General features: G+C 38.6%; 17 protein-coding genes. All 17 read right to left on the reverse strand.

Going from position 1 to position 16,425, the window contains the following annotated elements:
* Positions 1 to 88 precede the first annotated feature (88 nt).
* A complete protein-coding gene (gene mreD / locus B1R93_RS09285) occupies positions 89 to 613 on the reverse strand; it encodes a rod shape-determining protein MreD (RefSeq protein WP_088103703.1) in 525 nt (174 codons plus the stop codon).
* Entirely contained in the window at positions 614 to 1,486 is an 873-nt protein-coding gene (gene mreC / locus B1R93_RS09290) for a rod shape-determining protein MreC (protein WP_088103704.1), read from the reverse strand.
* A gap of 13 nt (positions 1,487 to 1,499) precedes the next feature.
* Positions 1,500 to 2,540, reverse strand: a complete 1,041-nt coding sequence (locus B1R93_RS09295) for a rod shape-determining protein (protein WP_088103705.1) — start codon at positions 2,538 to 2,540, stop codon at positions 1,500 to 1,502.
* 159 nt (positions 2,541 to 2,699) lie between these two features.
* The gene (gene radC / locus B1R93_RS09300; protein WP_088103706.1) at positions 2,700 to 3,392 is read right to left on the reverse strand and encodes a RadC family protein; all 693 of its coding nucleotides are present in this window, start codon (positions 3,390 to 3,392) and stop codon (positions 2,700 to 2,702) included.
* A 69-nt stretch (positions 3,393 to 3,461) separates the two neighbouring features.
* Positions 3,462 to 4,040, reverse strand: coding sequence for a Maf family protein (locus tag B1R93_RS09305; protein ID WP_088103707.1), 579 nt, complete (start codon positions 4,038 to 4,040; stop codon positions 3,462 to 3,464).
* A 170-nt stretch (positions 4,041 to 4,210) separates the two neighbouring features.
* Complete coding sequence (locus B1R93_RS09310) at positions 4,211 to 5,251, reverse strand: hypothetical protein (protein ID WP_088103708.1); 1,041 nt, start codon at positions 5,249 to 5,251, stop codon at positions 4,211 to 4,213.
* Positions 5,252 to 5,426: 175 nt separating this feature from the next.
* Positions 5,427 to 6,638: a type II secretion system F family protein gene (locus tag B1R93_RS09315; protein WP_088103709.1), complete on the reverse strand. Its 1,212-nt coding sequence runs from the start codon at positions 6,636 to 6,638 to the stop codon at positions 5,427 to 5,429.
* Between the two features lie 24 nt (positions 6,639 to 6,662).
* A complete protein-coding gene (locus B1R93_RS09320; RefSeq protein ID WP_088103710.1) occupies positions 6,663 to 7,703 on the reverse strand; it encodes a type IV pilus twitching motility protein PilT in 1,041 nt (346 codons plus the stop codon).
* A 13-nt stretch (positions 7,704 to 7,716) separates the two neighbouring features.
* Positions 7,717 to 9,390, reverse strand: a complete 1,674-nt coding sequence (locus tag B1R93_RS09325; RefSeq protein ID WP_088103711.1) for a GspE/PulE family protein — start codon at positions 9,388 to 9,390, stop codon at positions 7,717 to 7,719.
* Positions 9,391 to 9,424: 34 nt separating this feature from the next.
* The gene (locus tag B1R93_RS09330; protein ID WP_088103712.1) at positions 9,425 to 10,855 is read right to left on the reverse strand and encodes a hypothetical protein; all 1,431 of its coding nucleotides are present in this window, start codon (positions 10,853 to 10,855) and stop codon (positions 9,425 to 9,427) included.
* Complete coding sequence (locus B1R93_RS09335) at positions 10,852 to 11,412, reverse strand: hypothetical protein (protein ID WP_133058630.1); 561 nt, start codon at positions 11,410 to 11,412, stop codon at positions 10,852 to 10,854. The genes B1R93_RS09330 and B1R93_RS09335 overlap by 4 nt, the downstream gene beginning before the upstream one ends.
* A gap of 42 nt (positions 11,413 to 11,454) precedes the next feature.
* Complete coding sequence (gene pilM, locus B1R93_RS09340; RefSeq protein ID WP_133058631.1) at positions 11,455 to 12,633, reverse strand: type IV pilus biogenesis protein PilM; 1,179 nt, start codon at positions 12,631 to 12,633, stop codon at positions 11,455 to 11,457.
* A gap of 34 nt (positions 12,634 to 12,667) precedes the next feature.
* Positions 12,668 to 13,774 (reverse strand): type II secretion system protein, encoded by a 1,107-nt coding sequence (locus B1R93_RS09345; protein WP_088103715.1) that lies wholly within the window; start codon positions 13,772 to 13,774, stop codon positions 12,668 to 12,670.
* A 21-nt stretch (positions 13,775 to 13,795) separates the two neighbouring features.
* Positions 13,796 to 14,305 (reverse strand): prepilin-type N-terminal cleavage/methylation domain-containing protein, encoded by a 510-nt coding sequence (locus B1R93_RS09350; RefSeq protein WP_088103716.1) that lies wholly within the window; start codon positions 14,303 to 14,305, stop codon positions 13,796 to 13,798.
* Positions 14,302 to 14,763 carry a type IV pilus modification PilV family protein gene (locus tag B1R93_RS09355; RefSeq protein WP_088103717.1) on the reverse strand — a complete coding sequence of 154 codons (462 nt, stop codon included), beginning with the start codon at positions 14,761 to 14,763 and terminating at the stop codon, positions 14,302 to 14,304. Before B1R93_RS09355 ends, B1R93_RS09350 begins: the two co-directional genes overlap by 4 nt.
* A 12-nt stretch (positions 14,764 to 14,775) precedes the next feature.
* A complete protein-coding gene (locus B1R93_RS09360) occupies positions 14,776 to 15,516 on the reverse strand; it encodes a prepilin peptidase (protein ID WP_088104636.1) in 741 nt (246 codons plus the stop codon).
* An 85-nt stretch (positions 15,517 to 15,601) separates the two neighbouring features.
* Positions 15,602 to 15,961, reverse strand: a complete 360-nt coding sequence (locus tag B1R93_RS09365; RefSeq protein WP_088103718.1) for a type II secretion system protein — start codon at positions 15,959 to 15,961, stop codon at positions 15,602 to 15,604.
* Positions 15,962 to 16,425: the final 464 nt, after the last annotated feature.

A 16,425-nucleotide genomic window follows, 5' to 3' on the forward strand; every position in this document is an offset into this window, starting at 1 on the left:
CATTAGACCTATTTCAGTTCGGCTTGAAAACGGTGATAGATAGTTTAATTCAACATGTAGGTGGCTAAACCCTTTTTTCAATCATAATTTAACGCTCACGTAAGCTCGCCTGTAACTTAACATAGCTCAAAAGCTTTTTAACAGGATAATAGGCTAGGATAGCAAAGGCACCGTTTAACAAGATAGTAGGTATGACCCTTGTTTGCCAAAAAAACGAACTTTCCATATCTGTGATTCCAATTAACTGAAAAAGACCATATTGATAGCATTCAAACAGAAAAACCGCTATGAGGGCAAGAAATATTTGAAAAACAATGCTATCCTGAATGCGTTTATGAGACAGAGCAAACATATAGCCTATGATTCCAAAACCAAATAAGTAGACACCTAATATCGGCGTATATACGACATCATACAATAGACCAAAACAAAGACCGTATGGAATACTTGCGGAACGACCGATATGAATGCCGATAAAGACAAGTAAGACAATTAAAAACCGAGGCACCGTCAGCGTATCCTGATTCATCATAACAGGATTAAGAAATTGAAAAATGGTTCCTTCCATCACAAGGACAAAAAGCATGAGGATTGAAATATACACTCGACTCACCTATGAATCCTCCTCTAATAAGGCTGGATCAAGAGTGGCACTGGATCTTTCAATAATATAGACGTAGTCTAAAGATGCAAAGTCAGCAGTAGGCTTTATGTATGCATTTTGCGTCAATCCATACTCATCTGGGACAACCTCAACGACCTCACCTATTAGTAGACCACTCGGGTACACATCTCCTAACCCCGAGGTTGTAACCATTTGATTTAACTCAATGTTTGCTTCAATATCAAGCTTTCTCATGATTAACAATCCCCGCTCAGTATCATAGCCTTCAATAAACCCTACTTCTGGCTCATCCATCAGAATTTGAGCTGACACACGATTGGTCCGGTCATTATCTGATAAAAGCTGAACAAAAGACGTAAATTCACTCACACGCTTAACTTTACCAATTAATCCTCCTTGTGAATCAATAACAGCCATATTTTCGTCAACACCATGTTGTGAACCACGATTCAATCCAACATGCTGCTCCCAAAGGTCTGGATTACGATGAATCACAACCGCTGGACGGATTAAATAATCATTTAAGCTCTCTTCTAATTCGAGCATTTGGCGAAGGGTTTCGTTTTCATTCCTCAATAAATTTCGTTCCACCGAGATTTGAGCGTACTCCTCAAGCCGTGCCTTCAAAAGTTGATTCTCGTTGTAAATGTCTTTTATGTCACGAACATTCTCAAAGAAACCCGCTGCGAAATGAGCGGGTTTCATAAACACGGTTTGCACCCATCCAACGGCATCTCTCATAACACGTTCTGGACCTGTTATCCGTTCACGATCACTTAAAGAGTAACCAATCAATGCCACCAAAATAATAATACTGACAAGGAGAATGATTAATTTTTTATTCGAGAAAAAGGACGGCATGCTAGACACCTACTTACAATTTTCTATCTGATCGCGATGTAATTCCTGCTTTTGAACGGAACAAGTGTAAATTTTCAAGTGCACGTCCAGTCCCAATTGCAACACAATCTAGTGGATCCTCCGCAACAATAACTGGCATATTCGTTTCATCGCTTAAGACTTTATCAAGATTCCGTAGTAAAGCTCCACCGCCGGTTAAAACAATGCCTCGATCCATAATATCAGCAGCCAATTCAGGTGGGGATTGCTCTAAAGTATTTTTTACTGACTCAATAATTGTTGATACCGTATCAGAAAGAGCCCCTGCTATTTCTTCGGCAGTAATTGAAATCGTCTTTGGTAAGCCTGTTAAAAGGTCACGTCCACGTATATCCATATCATCAACACCATCAGGTGCGCCAGCCGAACCAATTTCCAGCTTTAATGTTTCTGCTGTACGTTCACCAATCATGAGGTTATAGTTCTTTTTCACATAATTAATGATCGCATCATCCATTTCATCACCAGCTACACGTATCGACTGACTTGTTACAATACCGCCAAGTGAAATAATGGCCACTTCCGTAGTTCCTCCACCGATGTCAACAACCATACTTCCTGTCGGTTCCCAAACCGGTAAATCCGCTCCAATCGCTGCTGCAAAAGGTTCCTCAAGTGTATAAGACTCCTTTGCACCAGCTTGTTTTGTTGCATCCTCTACCGCTCGTTTTTCTACCGCTGTAATGCCAGATGGCACACACACCATTACAGAAGGTTTTCTTGTAAAGATTGACCGGTTTTTTTGTGCTTGACGAATAAAGTATTTCAGCATCGTAGCAGTCGTATCAAAATCAGCGATTACGCCATCTTTCATCGGACGAACGGCCACAATATTACCAGGTGTACGTCCAATCATATTCTTGGCATCGTTTCCTACTGCCTCAATGGAACCAGTATCTGTACGTAAGGCTACAACAGAAGGTTCACGAACAACAATTCCTTTTCCTTTAACGTAAACCAACGTATTCGCTGTACCTAAATCAATTCCTATATCTTTTGAAAAACCACCAAACATCTATGTATCTCCCTTCAAGATGATCCGAAATCATAACCTTTATTATATCGAATAATCATTTAAAAACATAGCCCTTAAGTTCCCCTAAAACAAAAATGCACCTTTCGTTCGAGTCTTACAAATCATACCACATTTTTTTGATGTTACCAGAACATTCTTTTAGGTTAAATAGCCTTGTTCCTTTAAGCTGATATATTTTCGATCACCTATAATGACATGATCAAGTACCTCGACTCCTAATACATGCCCTGATTCAAACAATCGTTTTGTTACTTCAATATCTTCCCTACTAGGGGTTGGATCTCCCGAAGGATGATTATGAAGACAAATGATCGATGCAGCGGAACGGCGGAAAGCCTCTTTAAATACTTCCCTAGGATGAACAATGCTTGCATTCAAGCTCCCAATAAAGACGGTATGACGATGGATGACTTGGTTTTTTGTGTTTAGATAAAGACAGACGAAATGCTCTTGTGTTAAAAATCGCATGTCCTCCATTACAAATTTAGAAACATCCTCGGGGGAACGAATGACAAAGCGTTCCTCAGTTATCATGCTATGAATCCTTCTACCTAATTCCATTGCCGCACATAGCTCTACTGCTTTTGCTTCACCAATTCCATTAATTTCACAAAGCTCTTCAACGGTCGCATCCTTTAAAAGAGGCAGCCCATCAAATTGTGCAAGGACACGCCCTGCTAGCTGTAAGACGGATTCCTTTTTCGTACCAGTCCTCAAAATAATTGCAAGTACCTCTTGATTTGATAAAGAACGTGGACCTTCTTGTAGCATTCGTTCACGTGGTCGCTCGCGCGGGGGAACATCACGAATGAGGAGTGATTGCTGAGGCAAAGGTCGTCCTCTCCTTTCTAACATGTACATTTAATGGAGCTTTCATGTAATTTACGAGCCATTTTTCAATTATGATTTTAACGTAGGGAATATGCCAAATGATTTTAATTCTCTCATTGTTTTTGATAAAGGCAGCCCTACAACCGAAAAGTAATCACCGATTATTTCCTTAACGAGGTAAGCACCGAATCCTTGGATTCCGTAACTGCCTGCCTTATCAAAAGGTTCCTTCGTTCGGATATACATATCGATATCCTCTTCCGAAAGCTCATAAAACGAAACATCTGTCTTTTGATAAAAGGTCGTTTTGTTTTCAGTTTTTTGAATAGAAACCCCTGTAAATACTTGATGTGTACGGCCAGAGAGCTTCCGCAATGTCTCTTTTGCATCTCGTTCATTTGTAGGCTTTCCTAATATTTCTTCATCATAAACGACGATCGTATCAGCACCTAATACAGTCGCTTCTGGATAACGCGCAAGCACATCTTTCACTTTCTGTTCTGCTAATTGAGAGACAATTTCATGTGGTTTTAATGTTGGGTTAACGACTTCTTCAATTTTACTTGTCTGGATTGTAAATGAATAAAAGGCTTGCTCTAAAAGCTCTTTTCGCCTCGGGGAACTTGAGGCTAAAATGAAAGGTTTCATGAAGGGACACCTCGCTCATAAGATTTTATCTTATTGTACAAGGTTATTTAAAGAATACCAAATTATCCATATTACAACAACCATAAATTGGAATATACGATTCGTCATTAATCTGAATATATAAAAAGGGGTTGCCCCAAAAGGTCTTAGATGACCTTATAGGACAACCTCTACTCCCAATCGTTAATGACTTGTTCATAACTAATAAGTGCATGAAGAAGTTCATTTTGCGCACTCCAAAGCTGCTGCTTATCTTCTGTTTTCACATATTTTTCTAGAGCTTTCCCGGCTTGAACGAGGGCATCCCCCATTTCAAGTGCATGAGGCTGAACTTGATCTGGGAGCTTTTCAAATGCCCCGTCACGTTTTCCTTGTAAGAGTGCTAACTGCTCATTCATTTGCTCAACTTGTCCACTCGTTAAACTTGCCCCTTCTCGTGTTAATCCATCGACTGTTAGCTGAACCATGTCTTTAAAGCTCCCAGATGCCTCGAAAAACCAATCGGTAACTTCTGAATCCACCTCATCTAATTTGTTCTCAACTCGGTACGTTTTTAAGTACATTTCTTGATTATGTCCCTCATAGAGCTGACTAATTGCTGATGATTGTGCACGGTCCCCGCCAAGACCAATAAACAAATATACTGGTTCTGTTCCCTTCGTTAAGGCAGCTGCAAAGCCCTTTTCTTGGATACGTTTTACCGTTTCTTCACCTTTAACCTGATCAGAATAGGCTCCACCTTGAACAACATCAACCGTGAAAACAGGCATGCCGACAACACCTTCTCCAAAGGTAGGAACATCAGATGCAGTTTGTACCCCCATTTCAACCTGCTGTGCATTATTTCCAGTAAATATGGTTAAGACCATAAATCCAAAGCTAACACCTACGATGACGGCAGAACAAATAATCATAAATATCATTGTCGGAAACGACCGCTTCGTTTTCTGTGACCTTGGTTTCTTCTTTCGGTTAAAAGGTAGCTTCGGGCCTTTTTCTCGAATACCATCATCCCAATAAGGTTGTCCATTCTTTTTTCGTTGTTCTTGGACTTCGCCAAGTTGGATCACGTTATCTGGTTGGGGGATAAAAGTATCTTCCACTAATTCATGGTCCGCTTCCTGTTTCGAGTCAACCTTATTTTGAACGTCATTAATCTTCTGTTCTTTTCCATTTAAACGAACAGATATTTTATGTTGCTCTTGTTCCATTTGCAAGCACCCCTTTTCATTAGCTTGTTTATTCTATTCTATTAGAATCTAAGAAGTGATAGAACTAGTTTTATTTATTTTCATAGAAAAAAGAACAAGAGATTAACGAGGGCACTGAAAAAGATTGGTTTTTACCTTTTTCAGTGCCCTCAGATTAACCTTGTTCTTCTAATGACTAGATTTGATTATAAATTTCAAACATTGGCAACATCGCTGCAAGAACAATGGTCCCTACAATCACTCCTAAAATGGCTATCATTATAGGTTCAATAATTGTACTAAGTCTCGATGCCATCTGCTCAACTTCATCCTCATAAAAATCAGCAATCTTTTCAAGCATTGTATCAAGCTGTCCTGATTCTTCGCCTACCTTAATCATATGCGTTACCATCTTCGGAAAAATCCAGCTTTTATCTAATGGGGCAGATAGACTTTCCCCACTTCGTAATGAATCCTTAGCTTCATTTAGAACTTTTGCAATCACATCATTATTAGCGATTTCAGCACTCATTGTTAAAGTCTGAAGTACCGGAACAGAGCTCTTAAACATTGATGACATTGTTCGCATTACCCGTGCAATTAAGGTTTTTTGAATTAACATTCCAAACACCGGTATTTTTAATTTCACCATATGTAGCCAAAAGCGTCCTTGAGGATTTTTATTAATCGCAATAAAGGTTATCATCATTGCAAAGATAATGAAGATGACCAAATACCATTGTAGAACAAGAAAATCAGAAACCGCCATCACAATTTTCGTTGGCGTTGGAATCTCTCCGCCTAGGCTTGTTAAATTATTTAATAGACTCGGAAGCACCTTCGTTAAAAGAATGACAACCACAACAACAGCAACAATTGAGACTACTAGTGGGTACATCAAAGCCGATTTTACTTTTTCTTTTACTTTATGGTCCTTTTCATAAAACGTTGCCATCCGTTCCAATACATTCTCTAGATCACCACTTGTTTCTCCCGAACGAACCATATTAATAAAAATTTTATCAAAAATTTTAGGAAACCGAGCACAGGCATCTGAGAAGGCTGTCCCAGAGCGTAAATCATCATAGATATCGTTTAACGCTAGTTTAAAAGGCTTCGCAGACACATGATCTGATAAAATTCGAATAGAATCTACAATCGGAGTACCTGATTTTATTAAGGTAGCAAGCTGTCTACAAAAAATGACGAAATCTTTATTTTTTACAGGCTTACCAATGGTTACATTCAAATCAATATAAAGAGCGCTCGCTTTTTGTTCCTTCAGTTCGGTCAAATATAATCCACGGCCCTTTAGCTCCACTGCCGCTGCTTCTTGATTAATAGCATTCATTCTACCTTTTATTTCTTTACCTGTTTTTGCATCAATTCCTTTATAGAGAAAAAGCATAAACTTCTCCCTTTCCGTACATATTTACTCATTCCGATTCCAATTTGGGACATACTCATCAGCATCTTCACGTGTCACTAAGCCCCGCTTCACCAAATCAATGACTGCCATATTCATAGTCTGCATTCCAATAGATTTAGATGTTTCTAAAACGGTTTGAATTTGATGAACCTTATCTGAACGGATTAAGTTAGCAACAGCCGGAGTATTAACGAGAACCTCCATTGCAGCCACTCTCCCCTGTTCCCTTGTCATAGGTAATAATCTCTGTGAAATAACTCCAGCCAACGTTGCCGCTAACTGAGTTCGAATCTGCTGTTGCTGGTCCCCCGGGAAAACGTCGATTATTCGATCAATTGTCTGGGCAGCGCCAGTAGTATGCAACGTCGCTAGGACTAGGTGACCCGTTTCAGCTGCCGTAATCGCAGTAGAAATTGTATCAATGTCACGCATTTCTCCTACAAGAATAATATCAGGATCTTGACGAAGCGCAGCACGAAGACCAACACTAAAGGATGAACTATCTTGGCCAATCTCACGTTGATTGATTAAGCTTCTTTTATGATGATGTACATATTCAATGGGGTCTTCTAACGTTAAAATATGCTTACTCATATTGTCATTCACGTAATCTAACATCGACGCAAGTGTTGTTGATTTCCCGCTCCCTGTTGGCCCAGTTACTAGCAAAAGACCTTGTGTTTGTTTTGCAAAAAAACGACATACGTCAGGGAGATTCAAATCTTCGAATGTCGGGATTTTACTATTAATTACCCGACATACAATCCCAACCGAGCCTTTTTGTTTGAAAATATTTACACGAAATCGACAAATACCAGGCATTTCATAGGAAAAATCAAGCTCGGCTTGCTTTTCGAATAGAAGGAATTGCTCCTCCGTCGTAATTTCCTTTGCCATTAATAACGTATCTTTTGATGTTAGGTGCCCATTTCCTACTTTTTTTAATTTCCCGTTGATTCGAACCATGGGAGTCGTTCCTACTGTAATATGCAAGTCAGACACGTTATTTTTATAGGAGAACTCTAGCAATTTCAACAAATTCATTTCACAACCACCTTTATTCCATTGTGACACGATATACTTCTTCTAATGATGTCTCACCTTTAGATACTTTAAGAAGCCCATCCTCAAACATTGATCTAAATCCTTGTTCTTGCGCGTATTTTAAATAAGAAGAAGATGGAAGCTTTTGTGTAATCATGTCTCTCATTTGTTCATCAATGAAAACCGTTTCATGGAGCCCCATTCTTCCTTTGTATCCTGTACTATTACAAGATGAACACCCTTCACCCTTAGCAACCATATTCGTGTTTAAACCTCTTGAAAGGAACAAATCTTCTTCCTCTTTTGAAAGTTGCTGAGGCTTCGCACATGACAAGCAAACTCGGCGAACTAGACGTTGTCCTACGACTCCTAGCAAAGCTGAAGATACAAGAAAAGGTTCTAAGCCCATATCTATCAACCGACTAATTGCACTTACTGCATCGTTCGTATGAAGGGTACTTAATACTAAATGTCCCGTTAATGCTGAACGTAGAGCGATCTCTGCTGTTTCAGTATCACGAATTTCACCAACCATAATAATATCCGGATCTTGACGTAGAATCGAACGCAGTCCTGCTGCAAATGTCATCCCGATGTTCGTATTAACCTGAACCTGATTAATCCCTTTTAATTGAAATTCCACCGGATCCTCGACAGTAATAATGTTTACTTCATCTGTATTAATTTCATTTAACGCTGTATAAAGTGTTGTTGATTTCCCTGATCCAGTTGGTCCTGTTACAAGAATAATCCCGTATGCACCGTGAATCATTTTTCGGAATATCTGTTCGTTTCTTGGAGAGAAATGAAGCTGTTCAAGTCCAAGCGTAACGTTCCCAGTATCTAAAAGACGCATCACAACCTTCTCACCAAATATAGTTGGAAGACAGGAAACACGTAGGTCGATATTCCGTAAATCAATATCCATTTTAAAGCGACCATCTTGAGGCAGACGTTTTTCAGCAATATTTAGTTTAGACATAATTTTAATTCGTGACACGAGAATGTTCTGCATTGATTTAGGCACTCTTTTCTCTGTTCGGAGAATGCCATCTACACGAAAACGAATTAAGGTCTCATGTTCTAATGGGTCAATATGGATATCGCTCGCACCTAATTCTAGCGCCTGACTAATCAGTTGATTAACCATTTTGGCTACAGGGGATTCATCCGATTGTTGCGCCTCGATAAAAGCTTCATCATTTTCATCAGTTGGCACATCTTGCATCATTTGATCAATCGACTTTTGCATTCCATAGTACCGGTTTATCGCTAGCTTAAGTTCTGCCTTTCTAGCGATCATTGGTTGAATTTCAAACCCAGTGCTTAACCGGAGATCATCCAATGCAAAATAATCAAGTGGATCTGCCATAGCAACCATTAGACGATTTCCATCACGCTTCATCGGTAAAACTTGGTACCGTCTTGCTAAATCCTCAGTGATTGCATTTATTAAATTAGGCTCTATTTTTTGTTTATATAAGTTCACATGAGGTATTCCAAGTTGAAACTCGAGTACTTCGATTATTCTCTGCTCACTTACTAAATTCATATGAGACAGTTGATCACCTAAACGATAGCCTGTTTTCTTTTGTTCAGTAAGTGCTAACGTCAAATCGTCCTCAGTAATGACTTGGGCTTCAACTAACAGATCTCCTAAACGTTTTCGTTGTTGTTTTTGAACCATTCGACGCACTCCCTTTTATCAAACTTCACTATGATTATTTTGTTTCGAGCGGTTTAAAACCATTTAACGTTAAGGCAAAATCAAGCATTAATCCTTCTGATTCTAAAAGTACAGAAGGATCCCCAGTTAAATAATAATGCTTTAACAGTTGTTCAACTCGGCTTAAAAAAGCAACTGTATCTTCTAATGCTAGTTTGCGAGGTTCACTTGTTATATTAATGATTGTTTGTACTTTCGTTTGATAGCTTTCAATTTTGGTTAAAGCTTCTTGTAGCTTTTGATCCGTTAATAGGTAGTCAGGAGTCATTAAACCGTTCGCTGTAATCTCCGTAACTACAGTCAAAGCATCTTGAGCTTCCACTAAGAAAGCCGATTCCTCTTCTTTAGTTAGTTGATACGGAATCGCTTTACTAAAAGACGTAAAACCTCGATTATCAATATAAGCGGCTTTACTCACAGCCGTTGACTCGTTTTGACCAATCGCCGTATAAATCATATTTAAGTTGCTACCCTCAACCCTTGGATAAAAGCCTTCATTTACTAATTTGTCAACAGCTTTATACAAGTAATATTCAGATGTATAGCCCCCTGTTTGAACAACATAAAAGACTTGCGCTCCCTCTCGTATCGTTCGTTCGTTATAAGGGTTTTCGTAAACATCAAACTTTGGACTTATCCCAACTAACGGTTCACCAATTTGACTAGTTGGAATCGGTGAAACAGGCTGCGACATCTGATTATTTGTTTCTTGCGTTGTCCCAATTCTATTAGGGATTACGTAGCGTTTTATTAAATCAGCATCAAATTCATAATCAAGTTCAAATACGTCGTCGTTTTCAACAAACGGAACGAAATCCTCAGAATAAAACGTACGAATGGTAATATTCGCATTCGCTCTATCCTCTTTCTCGGATTCTAACCCGAATGTATAATTCTGAACATGTATCGTTCTTTCGAGGTGCTCTAATTCTTGGACAAACCAGTGGATATTGTCTTCTAACCCATTTACATTAATCGTTAATTCGACATAGGACACGGTTAAATCCTCAATTTTAGCCATACGTTCTTGTAAGCGTTCGTACAAATCTTCGGGAAGAATATGTCGCCACTTTTCTTCTTCGTACGCATTTGGTTCAATTGAAATCGAAATATCATCTATTACTATATCGGTGGCCATTTCCGTTCGTTCCAAATCAGCTATAATCTCTTCTACGTTTGGCTTTAATGGAACACTCGTTAATAGCCGTTGTTTTTCAACCGCTGATAAGCTTTCAGACTCAAGAGAGGCAAGCGTTGAATCCAAAGCAGAAACCTCTTGCTCGATTCCAGAGAGAATCAACTCCTTATTTGCTTTTTCATGTGCAACAGGACGAACAATATTTACATAGCAGGCGACTAGCGCGAGTAATAATATAATAAAAAGATATACGATTGCTTTTTGATTATCCTTTAGCCATTCTGTCATTGTCCTTCACCTGCTATCGTTTTAAGCTTGAGCTGATATAACGACGTATAGAAAAGCTCTTCCTCTTGTGACGTATCAATCGTTTGAACCTCAGCTGCTTCAACAAAATCAGCTTGGAGCAATGAATGTAAGTAGATGGCAGCTTGCCCCTTTGATTGGAAGGTGACAATCATTGTTAGATCACCAGCGTTATCTATACTGAAATTTTCAATAACCGCTTCTTCCGGGAGCAAATCGTAAAAACGATTTTTTAATATAATTGTTTCTTCATAGGTAGTATTTAAGGCCTTTTCTAACATTTGATATTTGGTCACGAAATTATATTCCGTAACGCCAGTCATTTGTTGTTGAAACTGCTGTTGAAGATGATCCCTTGCCGAAGTTTGAGTCGCAATTGAAGCCTCTAACGCTTCAACTGATTTTGTCATTTCAATATAACTATAAATAAGGACTATTGTTGCAGCAATAGTAACAAAAAAACCAACTACCGGAATAACAGGAACCTTGGTCTTTTTCACTCGTTCTACTTTCGGTAATAAATCAATGGTAAAGTTCAACATTATCGCTCCATTCTATCAAAACAAGTGCCATTCTATTAATTACCGTTTCTTTGCCTTCTCATGCCCGCGCATCGCAAGACCAATGGCAACACTGCATGTATCTAATAATTGTTCTTGAGCAAAACCTTGATTTAATACAGCTTCATAATCAATGCGACACACGTGAGTTGGCATTTGACTAGAAAATAAATCAAAAATTCTGCTCGTATATTCCCCTGTTACAATAATTCTCGTAAATTCGGACTGACGCTCCCCTAATGAATAACGGAAAAAGTTTTGCGCCTTTTCGACTTCATTTACTAAATCGCTCACATACGCGTTTAACTGAAACGCTTCTTCCATATTTGCCGTTTGAACAGCTGCTATTTCTTCAGCGGCTTGATGAGCTTGGTTCTCTTTTGTTTCATTTAAAATCAACTCATTCATCTCATCCTCAATCCATAACGTCTCATCAGACTTTTCAACGGCTGATTCATTTTGTAATGTATCGAAGTACACATTCTGATTAATTGGCATGGTCCGCGAAAACAAAATTAATTCATCCTTGAAAATGTGTAAATCAATAGATTCCTTTGAGACTTCCACAACCATTTCCGTCTGTGTTAGCCAAGACGAATGAACAAAGTTGATCAATCTTTTGAGAGCCAGTGCACGAATTTCAGCTGATAACGGCTTGACCTCACCCTGTTCACATACCTTAATCAAATCTTCTGTTAATTCTCGAGAAGTTGCAAAAAACAAAATTTCACTTCGAGCACCAAGTAATTCCTCCTGAATGTTCGAACTCAAATCATCAACAGATAAAGTATCGTCATTATCTAGCTTACGTTGGGCAGCAAGCGAGCCAATTTTCACAAAATCGTAAATTGGGTTGTCAAAAGGCAAAAGAATGCTATCACCAATTTGAAATTGAAGCAATCGTCCAAGTTCTTTTTCCTCTAGGTCCGGAAGAGACGATATTTTCCGAACGAGCGTATGCTGTGTTGGGATTGCGAGATGAGCCTGCTTAGCCCCCCCTTTTCCCTTTACATAGTCGCGAAGAACCGACTGAATATTGGCTTGCTCAGATACCCGTCCACCTTGAATCAAAGGTTGCTCAAGATCAGAAACTAGCAACTGCTGCAACACCGGCAAACCTTTTTCCATTTTAATAGATGCAAACGTTAATTTATTTTCACGAAAATCGATGCCTGAGAATTTGTTGTTAAAAAACATCATGCTCACCTGCTGTCTTTAATAATTTGCTTCCTTTTTATCTAGATGTATAATAATCTATTACCTTTTGTGTCGAGACCCAGTCTATGTCTGAGGTATATTCGCTGCCCGGTTGTAAACGATCATCTTCATTATTACCATCGGAGCCTTCACCAGCTCCACTATTTGAAGGGAAAATGGTTGTTTGCGCATTTGACCAATAACGAAACGTATCAGCAATAATTGTTCCAGTATTATGAACAATCATTGTGTTACTACCTTGAATATTAAAATCATCAATAATCAGTGTACCTCTAATGTTTAATGTTCTTGTTTGCCCTGTCCAATTTAACTTTTTTGCATATACAACAGTACCAGCCGGTATCGTAATTGTCTGCTTATTTCTAGCAACGATGGAGTTAAAATAGGCAGGAGAACTAGTAATCGTTGTTGCAGCAGTTAAATTTGTACTTGCTAAATCCATTTCATTCTCATTTAATGAATAGTCTTGTAGCTTAGAAGCATAATTTACAGCACCACGGTAATGCCCTTCAAAAGCTGGTTTTTGATTTTGGTGAATGTTCGTATTGTTGTCCAATGTTTCAGGGGCAGAAACTTGTACTAAACTTCCTCCTCCAGAACTGCCGTTATCCGTTTCGTCTTCCAAAGATCCCTCACTAGTACTTGCTACAGGTTTTTCAGGTAGCTCAACAGTAAAGGTAATCGTTCTTCTAAGTGAAGAATCATCCACGTAGCCAGCTGAAAGAACCACTTCATAGCCCGTACTCTCAGGCATTGCCGACAAACTATAAGTAATTTCTTTAGAACCAATAGTCACATTATCCAATCTCTCACCTTGATTGATAAAAAAATAAGGACCAACTTGATTAATATAAATTGGGTCACCACTTGGAGAATATACTTGTTCGCCATCATCATCTAAAAAAGGAACAGTCCCACCGTCGTATTGTTCCATTTTGGCAAGCGCCAATTCTATTGCACCTTCCGCTCGGTAAAATTCTCCTTGTTCTTTTGCATTTACAATTATAGTTTTTTTACTGTAAGATGTCGTTTGAAGAAGAACTGTCCCTGAAATAGCTAAAAAAACAACGAGAAACAATACTAAGATAAGAGCCGCACCTTGTTGTGATTGTAGCTTTTTCATTATTCCAGCTCCTCACTCTTATCAGAATCTATCGAAGTAAATCGTACTCTTTAATTCAATCACTTGACTCGACCTTTGAATTTCAAAGGTGACCTCTTGTACTTCCAAACTGTTTACAAGTACCTCTCGTTCTCCAGTAGATAAGGACATTGAAATAGGCGCAGGTGTAAGCGTGAGGGTAACATCATTTGCCAATACGCGACTACCCTCTTCAAATCTCATTTGATTGCTAGTAGATTCATACGTTAATAATGTATTTGAGCAACGATTCGTAACGAGATCATATGAGCATAAAATCCAATTTGTTCCGTCGTCAAACCAATAATTCCCCCGGTCACGCATCTTCTCCGTAATATATTCCATCACCAATCGCGCTTCACGTTGAATGTCATTCCTTGTCGCTACTTCTCTTTCCGTTTTTAATGAATATGAAACGAGGGCAAAGATCGGAGCTGAAATAGCAGCAATGAGTATAATTATTACTAACAATTCAATAAGCGTTACACCTTTTTGATTCAGCTTACATCTCATTTTCTCACCACCGTCGCAAGCTCAATGCGATTTTCAATGTCATGCACACCGTCTTCTGGACCAGTCATTACTCGATCGTTGTTACGAACAATCACACTTACTTCATTAAATTGAGCATTTTCAGGTGAATCAATGACGATGATTTCGACGACTTGACCTTCATTCAACTGTAATTCAGCTTCGAATGTAGGATTAAGCGGTACATGTCCCGTACAGACATGTGCGTTTAGACTTGAGCAATAATATCCGTCATCGCTCGTCACTTTATAAACCCCTTCATTCATTCTTATCTTTTCGATAATTTCCTGAGCCAAATAGGCGTTTTCAGTTTCGCGCGCTTGACTCGCAGTCCGTGTCGATGTCCCCGACATAATTGTTAAAAGCGGGACTAGTACCATCGCTAAAATAACAACCGAAACTAGTAATTCTACAAGCGTAAGTCCTTTTTCGTTTTGCATTATCTACACCCTTTAAAAAAAACTACGATACCAATCCCATAGTTGTGAACCAAATAAATAAGCTGTTAATGTACCAATCAATATATAAGGTCCAAATGGAATCGGTTGCTTACGATTCACTTTTCCTGTTAGCAACAAGAAAATACCAACAATTGCCCCAACAAAGGACGCAAGGACGAAGCTCATTACCGTCAACCAAGGACCCAAAACGAGGCCAATAGCAGCGTACAACTTAATATCACCGCCACCCATGCCTCCTTTACTGGCAATTGAAATGAGAAGGAGTAGCGAAAAACCGACTATTCCCCCAATTAAATAGTACCAAAAAGCCCCTTCCCCAATAAATAGGCGAACGATTACTAGAATTCCGATAAAAGGAAAAGTAACAACATTTAAAATCAGCTTTTCACGAATATCTGTTAACACAGAAATGACAAGCAAGCTCGTTAGCAACATTGCTGGAATAAGTTCAAAAGATAAGCCAACTACTTTATAAACGGTATAAAGAGATAAAACCGTTACTAGTTCTCCCAAAGGATACAAAGGTGAAATAGACGTCTGACAATATCGGCATCTTCCCTTTAACAACACATAACTAATAATAGGTATTAAATCTTGCGGAGATAAAGGATGTTTACAGGAAGGACAATGAGATGGAGGAAAGGCAATCGATTGTTGTTTTAATAGACGAATAGCAACTACGTTAAAGAAGCTTCCTAATAGAAGTCCGAGTACAATGACAAATGCATCCATGCTGAACACAAACATGTCCCCCTCCCATAGTTTTTCATATTGTTATTTTAAAATAGCTGTCGCTGTGAAGCGACAGCTATTTTCTTTATTTTATTTCCTGACAGTAGTCTGTATCTCTAGTAATAGTTTTGTCCGTACCATGTGGAGTATAACCATCTGGACATTTTACCGTACTTTTATCAATATATTTTTCAGTATCTAACAATTCTACAGTGAGATCTTTTGGATCGGCAGGCTCTCCTTCCACAACTAAATACCGGTCAATTGCGTCTCGAACAATAGCATTTGTTTGTGTAGCAACTGCTTCTGCTGCACTTTCTCTATTCCCCATAACCATCGGAACTGCAATCGCAGCAATAATCCCTAAAATAACAATAACAACTAAAAGTTCAATTAAAGTTAAACCCTTCTGATTTTTAAGACGTTGCTTGATGAGCTTTCTCACCTAAGAATCCTCTCCTTTAAAAAGTATTTATGTGTCAAGAGTAACAGTAGTGCCTACTCATTTGACCGTGTTCGGCCCCAATACTTGAATCAATGTTGAAATAAAAAACCTTCACAAACTTTTTAATGTGTTTGCAAAGGTCGGTTGCACCACTAGCTCGCTACAACCTAAGGTGTCCAATTGCTAGTATTAGTTCTTAAATCTCTTTTTCTATATAAATAATGTAGGTATTTAGAATCATTAAGCTCGAATCCCCTTCATGAGTATTCTATCATGTTACTGTGATAACTCAAGATGTTTTTGAAAAAGTCTCACATTCCAATTATTACTTTCGACATTTTTCGTCATTGTAAAAAGTTCTTTAGACTCTCCTTTTTGGAATTATATCCCTTATTAGTTACTTTATTTCTAATGTATTCTACAAGAAACAGTATCTCATATTATAAAAGCTTATAAGTAGTTCT

Source organism: Halalkalibacter urbisdiaboli (assembly GCF_002156385.1).
In the GTDB taxonomy this organism is placed as follows: Bacteria; Bacillota; Bacilli; order Bacillales; family Bacillaceae_D; genus Halalkalibacter_A; species Halalkalibacter_A urbisdiaboli.